General features: G+C 35.9%; 2 protein-coding genes and 1 pseudogene. All 3 read right to left on the bottom strand.

Annotation, left to right across the window (positions count from 1 at the left end):
* Positions 1–163: 163 nt before the first annotated feature.
* Positions 164–934 carry an LbetaH domain-containing protein gene (locus tag ABID39_RS07245; RefSeq protein WP_354187420.1) on the bottom strand — a complete coding sequence of 257 codons (771 nt, stop codon included), beginning with the start codon at positions 932–934 and terminating at the stop codon, positions 164–166.
* 1401 nt (positions 935–2335) lie between these two features.
* On the bottom strand, positions 2336–7321 hold the full coding sequence (locus tag ABID39_RS07250; protein ID WP_354187422.1) for a DEAD/DEAH box helicase: 4986 nt from the start codon (positions 7319–7321) through the stop codon (positions 2336–2338).
* A 665-nt stretch (positions 7322–7986) separates the two neighbouring features.
* A pseudogene (locus ABID39_RS07255) lies at positions 7987–8285 on the bottom strand (hypothetical protein); the annotation flags it as partial.

Below are 8285 nucleotides of genomic sequence, written 5' to 3' on the forward strand. Positions count from 1 at the left end.
AGTCTTTTAATGCTTTAATGCGATAAAGAGTTTGATTATTAAATACACGTGTCTCATTTGTGAGTGCAAACTTTTTTTGCATAGCACAATTCCTTTATAAAAAGATTAAATTTTAGAATGAGATGTCTTAAAGAGGGGCGCCCCCGCCGCGCCCGCGCGTTATTTATGCAGCGTCACTTTCATATTCGCTGTCATTATCATCGTCATAATACCCCTCACAATCAGCATAATACTCATGACGATAATAATCATCTTCACTACCAAATTCGGGATATGCATCATCACAAATATCTTCATTAGCAGTTAGAGAGGCATTGCTATGAATATAAGAATTGCCTGAGATAAGAGCATCACAAACCATGGCATCATCAAAAACACGTGCATCATCACAAATATAAGCAGAGCCACTTATTTTTGCATTGCCTCCAACATGAGCATTATCACAAATCACGGCGTTATCAGAAATATGAGCATAGTCAGTTACATAGGCATTATCATAAAGTTGTGCATTGCCTTCAATTACAACGGCATTGCTAGCATGAGCATTGCCTGAAAGTTTAGCATTGTCCTTTAATGTTCTTCCTTCAAAAATAGCATTACCATAAATTTTAGCATTACCATATACGTCAACAAAAAAGCTTTTGATTTTCGCATTTCCGAAAACCCGTGCATTTTGAAAGACGCGTGCTTTATTATAAACCCAGCAATTTCCCTCATGAGAGAGATTATCTTCACTTTCAATATAGCCCCCGAGGTCGCCTTTTTTGACATCATCAAAATCTCTTAAAGCTCTAATTCGCGTTAAGAAATGACCATCGATATATTCACCATCATCAATAAATTCGTATTTTTTTGCAGGCTCTTGTTGATTAACAGATGCGATTTCATTTGCAATGTTAGAGAGAACGGGGGTGTTTTTTGATATATTTGTCATATTTAAAACCTGTTTGAATAATATTGTTATTGACAGCCCAGAAGGGCGCCGGGTGCTAACAAACACGGCAAACAGTCCGTCGTTACACTTTTCTCATAAAGAGTATTGTATGGTGTAACCACACCCGACATAATCATTATATGCTAATCATAACATAAAAGACAGTCAGTATTTTAAAAGATGGGAAAGATTGTTTCGTAATCTACCCGCTGTTTGTTTAGTGTTGTTAAGCACTTGATTATTTATATAACAAAATACGTATTTATTGTCAAATAATATTTTATTTTTTTTGATATTTTTTGTATTTTTTAGATACGTTATGTATTGATAATATCATGTGCTTATTAATTGCTTCTTTTATATTTATGTGCTTTTAAAGCTATATTATGGGCTTTATGAAACGATTGTGTTTTTTTTGAATCTATACATTTATAATATTTAGAAACGCTCTCATAATGCGTATTTTTATCTTTATAACCTATCAGTTTTTTTCACTAAATGATTTTTAATTTTTTTGTGAATTTTGTTTATAACACATTTGCAACTTAACAGTTTTTTATAGAGATGATCTTTATAACCAACGCATTCATTTGCATTTTTGCTTTATTCAAATAAGGCTGTTATTTTTACGCATTCTCTATAGCTGTTATATGCTTTATAGCCATGGCATCATTTTTCATTTTCATAAGAGAAACGATAAATAGGATATAGGATAATTACGATTTATAGATTGTTATGAAAACATCTCAATAGAAACTGATAATTATAGAGATTAGCAAAATCCCTTTTATGAATTTTTATCAGTTCTTTTGAATGATAACCTTATGATTTTAGAGAATTGATTACAACGTGCTTTATGAAAATCATATGATCCTTTAAAGCTTTTCAAAAGATAGCTTGTAACTCATAAGAGATGCTATCAAGATCATTATAGTTATGAGTTTTGACAGGGTTTTGAGTTTTGAGGGTTGCCCCTTTTAGATAAAAAAACGATAAAAATTAAAAATGTTATTTTTCAATAGGTTAATATTTTATAGATCTTAAAAAAACAACCCATATTGATAATATAATCTCTAAATTCAATCAATAATATACGTTTTGAGGGGGTTTTGACGATTTTTACACCTTCAAAACCTATAAGCAAAATGAATATACATAACTCTCTTTAAACAAAGCTTTTGAAAAGCATAAAGTTATCATTTTAGATTACGATATAATCTTTTAAAGGCAATTCAAAAGAAGCCTATTCACTTTAAGATGGGATTTCTTTTTAGAATAACGCATATAAACTATTATTTAAAAGATTGTATCTAATCAGCTTAACAAGAGAGGTATAGATTATCGTTATAAGCTCTATACCCCTTGTGAGATTAACATACCCATTATGTGAGCATGCCAAGTCTATTCAGTTTCTCTTAGTTCTAATTTTGGTAAGTTCTTAACGATTTTCATGGTTTCTAAACTTACGGTAATAACCCTTTGAAATAACTCTAGAGGGTAGGCAGGGTTGCCAATGGTTTCAACAGCATAGCGATTAGCATCATTGACAATGCCGCTCTTCTTATCAGTTTTAACGCACTGACGCCCCATAACCCATTCAAGAGCGGGTTTGCCATTGACGATATACTCATAAGCTTCAAGAGGGATATCTGTTATGGTAATATTGCTATTATAAAAAATAGTCGATTTATCCTTTTCCTTACTATTCCCAGAAAATTTCATTTCAGTCACGTAATAGAATTTTTCGGGATTAGAGATCTCTGTAACTTTTGGATTACCCTTTTTAAAGGTCACTGGATAAGGCTCTACATCTTCATAATTCACGTGCAAATGACCCAATTCACGCCCTGCTGTTACAAATTTCCAAAAATCATCAGCACTCTTTACACAAGGGATACGAGGTAATTCTTTGCATAAATTATCAGCATAACGAGAGCGATAATCTTCTGAATGAAGTAGACCGTAAACATAATAGAATAGATCATCTTTTGTTATGGTTTCATTAGGATAAGCCATTTTAAAATATGCTAGTCCTTCATCCGTAATGGCATCACGTCTCTGTAAACCAGATGTTGTGTTTTTCTCTGTAGAATTTGTAAATAAATGGGATTGTTTTTCACTTTTACTTTTTGAAACTGTAGTGTCTTCGTAAATATAGCGTGGAAAGCATTGACCATTATGCACAACATGAAGATCAAGTATAGACTTAGCTATCAAAACAGAAAAACCTGATTGAGTTCCCATGCCTGAAATTTGTATTACCTTATTTTCAACCGCTTTCCCTATAGGGAATATCCACGGCGTTTGGTAAGTTCTTTCATTAAAAATACGATTGTAGTAGAGCCATTGTTGTGTAAAAGGACGATAAAGGCTTTGAATTAAACAATCATTCTCAAATTCAGAAAATTTTCTTCTTACCAATTCTTCTTTTAAACTACTACTCCAACTTATTTTTCTCTCATCTGTATTGACGAAGTGGTCTATAGACTTTGCACGTGTTTTACGATCAGCATGGGGGTAGGCATCATTAAATCGTTCTACTTCGTTATTATAGAAGTTAATCATGTTGTGCATGTTTTTTGCTAAAACATCATGACTTGAGTTATATACCCAAGCATCCCGACTCGTCATAATACCGCGAGAATAAGTTTCAAATAGCTTTTTATCATCCCCTTTTTTAACACCTAGAGCTAGGAATGTCTTGAAACTGTCATCACGTTGATTGATCCAATCACCGTACTTGTCTGGTGTAATCATTTGCCAGCTTTGTTTACGTGTAATACCACCAACACTACCAAAGTATTCAAGAGCTGTAAGTTTTTCTTTTATCGTACGATTATTACCAATATCATGATAATAAATTTTACAAGGTCCAATAGCATTGGGATTTTTGATAAATAGCGTTACCGCAATACCAGTCATACTACCATTGCCGAAAATATTCTCACCTTCTTGAGCGTTATTTTTATTCATCATATTTTTACGGATATCACCTCGTAAATTAAGTACATAAATACTCGTAAATTCTTTGGCTAAAGATTTTCGTAAACTATCCATTGCTGGCTTTTCTATATAGCTTGAACCAGAAACAAAACCGATTACCCCAGCATTATCAATACGGTCACTCGCCCAACGAATAGCACGTATATAACTGTCATAAAGCGCTCGTATATTACTTGCTTTCGATTGAGCCGCATAAGTTTCACTGATCCGTTTATCTAATATCGGGTAGGGAGTGTTCTTTGCATTATCATTTTCATTTTTTTGTCCTACCGAATAAGGAGGATTACCAAAGATAACTTTGATATCCAGTTTCTTTTGATGTTCTAAATATTCACTGTTTTCTTTGAATAATTCCTGTAGCAGATTCTTCTCTTCAAGCATCTGAAACGTATCAGCCAAACCAATATGTTTGAAAGGAATATACTCACCTTTCATAAGACTATGATAAGTTGATTCAATGTTAATCGCTGCTATGTAATAGGCTAGCAAGACAATCTCATTGGCGTGGATATCATGACGGAATTTATATTCCATATCCTCTGATTTGATGAGATTAGATTGTAAAAGCCTTGTGATAAAGGTACCCGTTCCCGTGAAAGGGTCAAGAATAGAAACACCACGTGATCCTAGACTTTTTCCAAATTCATTGCGTAAAATATCATCAACAGAATGAATGATAAAATCCACAACCTCAACGGGCGTATAAACAATCCCAAGCTTATCCGTGGTTTTCTTAAATGCCTTGGAAAAGAAATCCTCGTAAAGTTTGATAATAAGGTTCTGTCTTGCATGGGGTTCGGTAATCCCAGAAGCGCGGAATTTTACACTGTTATAAAACCCTTGTAATTCTATAGACTCTTGCTTGATATTGGTTTTATCCAACTCAGCTAAAATCCTTTCCATGGCTTGTGAGATGCTATTGTTTTGGACAAATTCATTGCCCTCAAACAAGGCTTCAAACACGGGACGCGTGACAAGATGTTGTCCTAACATCTCAAGCGCTTCCTCTTGCGTAATACTGTCGTTTAAATTGCTCTTTAATTCCTTATGAAAGGCATCAAAAGCACACCGCGCTTTGCCTTTCTCATCAGAAAGAATATCTTTAAGATGATTGATATGGTTTTGAGCAATCTCAGCAACATTGTTCGCCCAAATGCCCCAATAATCAGAAAGGGTCGACCTTTTAATCAGAACCGTTTTAAGGGCACGAGGAAATGCCGCCATAAAGTTGAAGCTTGTTTGTCCATGATGAGTGGAAAGCGATTTACGCAATGGATATACATTACTTGCGCTTGCATGCTCTGGTCTTGCTTGAAGAGGGATATCATCAACAACCGTGGTGACATTCTCTAAATCCATATTTTGAGAAACCGTTATAATCTCTAAAATAGGACTTACATCTTGTCCTAAATTCATCTGATTGAGCGTTTTGCTAAAATTCTCATCATGAGAAAGCAGAGCATTGAGAACTTGCCAAACAACACTGTATTTTTTATTGTTCTTTAAAGCTTTTTCGGGGTCAATCCCAGCAGGGACCCCAACGGGTAAAATGATATAGCCTCTTTTTTTACCCTTTGCGCGCCGCATCACACGCCCTACTGCCTGTATCACATCCACTTGGCTTTTACGCGGGTGTAAAAACATCACCGCATCCAGTGTAGGCACATCCACCCCCTCAGAGAGGCATCTTACATTGGTGAGCACACGGCAATGATTTTCTCCCACATTTTCTTCCAACCAATCCAGTTTTCTTGACCGTTCTTTGGCGCCATCCTTCCCATCAATATGATCAACTTCACAAATTAGAGGGGGCGTATCGGGGTGGTTTTGATAAAGTCTGTTGAAAATCCTCTTAACACCTTTTCCTTGGAAGGTATCACGGATACGTTTAGAGGTCTTGATATCTTTACAAAAAGCCAAGGCACGGCGCATGGGAGCCGTATCATCTCCAAGATCAGCTTTTAGATCCAGTTTGGTTAAAGCTTGGTAACAGCCAACAATTTTTGTTTTATCATCCAAAGCAAGTTCATAGTCTTTACTTGTGGTAGGCATCTCCATGGTTTTACTGATTTCCCCCTCATCAACACCCAGAACAATAATCTTATAAGGAGTTAACAGTTCATTCTTGACCGCATCGGTGAAACTGTAGGTATAAAGAACCTTTCCATAAATGGCTTCATTATCCATAGATGCTAAAACAGCATCAACCTCATCGGCACGCCTTTTAGCATGGTCACTAAAGATACGAGGTGTTGCTGTCATATATAGACGTTTTTTACCGTGAATAAGACTGTTATCATGAACCTTGATAAAATCAGATTCACTGTCCTCTGTTCCCAATGAAGCCCCAGTAGTACGGTGTGCTTCATCGCAAATGATCAAATCAAAGGCTGCTAAACCATGATCCTTTTGCGCATCAACAATCACTTGGATCGATTGGTAGGTCGCAAAAATAACACTCATCGCATGGGGAGAAGAGTTTCCTACTTTCTCGACAAGCCTAGAGGCATCGGTTGTAGCAGGGAGGGCTAAATCGGATGCCGATAATTCTCCATCATCCTCTTGGTTTTTACGACGCTTGCCGATTTGCTTATCGGAACACACCGCAAAGCAACGCAAGGGCACTTGTGCATCGGCTGTCCATTCACGGATGCTTTGGGACATCAGGGCAAGGGAGGGCACCAAAAACAACACATGCTTTCCAATTCCTGCTATGTGTTCTGCTATCTTAAGGCTAGTAAAGGTCTTGCCCGTTCCACAGGCCATAATCAACTTGCCACGGTCTGCTTCTTTTAACCCCTCACAAACCGCTTTGAGCGCTTCTTTTTGATGATCTAAAAGATTTTTCTTCGTTTGCTCGTAAAGAACAATATTGCCTGTCTTATCAAAGATCCCCCAATCGATAGGACTATTTTCCATATCAAAGAGATTAATCCGATAAACTGGAACAGCTTGCCCTTCAATCATGGTATGGGCATTTTCGCTTAAGTCTTTTTCCGTGCTATCAATCAGAAGACGGTATTTAAATCTCTTTTTACCAGAAATGGCGATAAAGCTTTCAATATCGTCTTGGCTAATCTGATGATTAGTCTCATAAAATTGACAGCGAATAGCAACGTAATCCTCTTGATCACGAATTTTCGCTACCAAATCAATATCGGTGTCTGTATCGCTTCCTTTCCAACCCTTTTCGTCTGCGACCTCTCTATAAGTTTGAATCTTTTCGTATTCTTGCTTTTGAAGCGGGTCTTGCGTCAAATAAGCTATGACAAACTTTTCAAAAGCGGCTTGCTTTTCTTGCTCTGATATCGCTTGTTCACGATAGGATTGTAAGAGAGAGCGTAAAGTAACATGTTTGTTATCAGAATAAAGAGGGTAAGACATAAAGGATAAACTCCATGACAATATATTCTATTGATTAATTCTCTTCAAAAGAATCAAAACGAAGCTTATTAAATCCATTTTGAGTAAATGGTGAAAAAAATGCAGAAAAATGCGAAAAAAGCCGATATTTTTTTTAAAAGGGTTTTTAAAGGCTATTTATCCACAGGCTATGACATGGAATAAGATCAGCAAAGTAGTGAAATTTGCTGTTCGTTTCACGGGTTAATCAAGATAAATTCACTATGTGCTTTAAAATATCAAAATGAGTGTTTTGATAGATTTTATTACGAATTTTCCTTATAGGTTTTGAAGGTGTAAAAATCGTCAAAACCCCCTCAAAACGTATATTATTAGTTGAATTTATAGGTTGTGTTATCAATATGAGTTGTTTTTTTAAGATCTGTAAAATCTTAACCTATTGAAAAATAACGTTTTTACTTTTTATCGTTTTTTTATCTAAAAGGGGCAACCCTCAAAACTCAAAACCCCGTCAAAACCTTAGAGGTTGTGTTTTGGATATCTTTGACACAAGATTTAAAAGGACCTCTGTATGTTTCTTCTTTAAAAAATTATAAAACCAAAACCCTCAAAGATACTTTGTAAACCCTCTGTTGGTACGATAAGATCTTTGAAGGTTTTAAGGATAACAAAAGATTACAATGACTTCATTGTTTGATGCTGTTGTTTTTAACGAAAGGGTGCCATTCATAACGTATGGTAGGGCGACCACCTTGTGAGCTATTTTCACTTGCTATTTGACGAATATGATTGGAACGACATAAGAGCTCTAAAGCTTGCTTAACGGCTCTATTATCTGTTAAACCGATCCAACTTCTTTGATGAATATCACGTAAAGTAAAAACATCGGATAAATGATCACAGCGCTCGACAATCAATTTTGCCCCCTCTGTTGCTAAGCTATCCGCCGCCGCATAAAGCCTTTTGACATGACTGAACAAATATT

The sequence above is a fragment of the Bartonella japonica genome, from assembly GCF_040545385.1.
Classification (GTDB): domain Bacteria; phylum Pseudomonadota; class Alphaproteobacteria; order Rhizobiales; family Rhizobiaceae; genus Bartonella; species Bartonella japonica.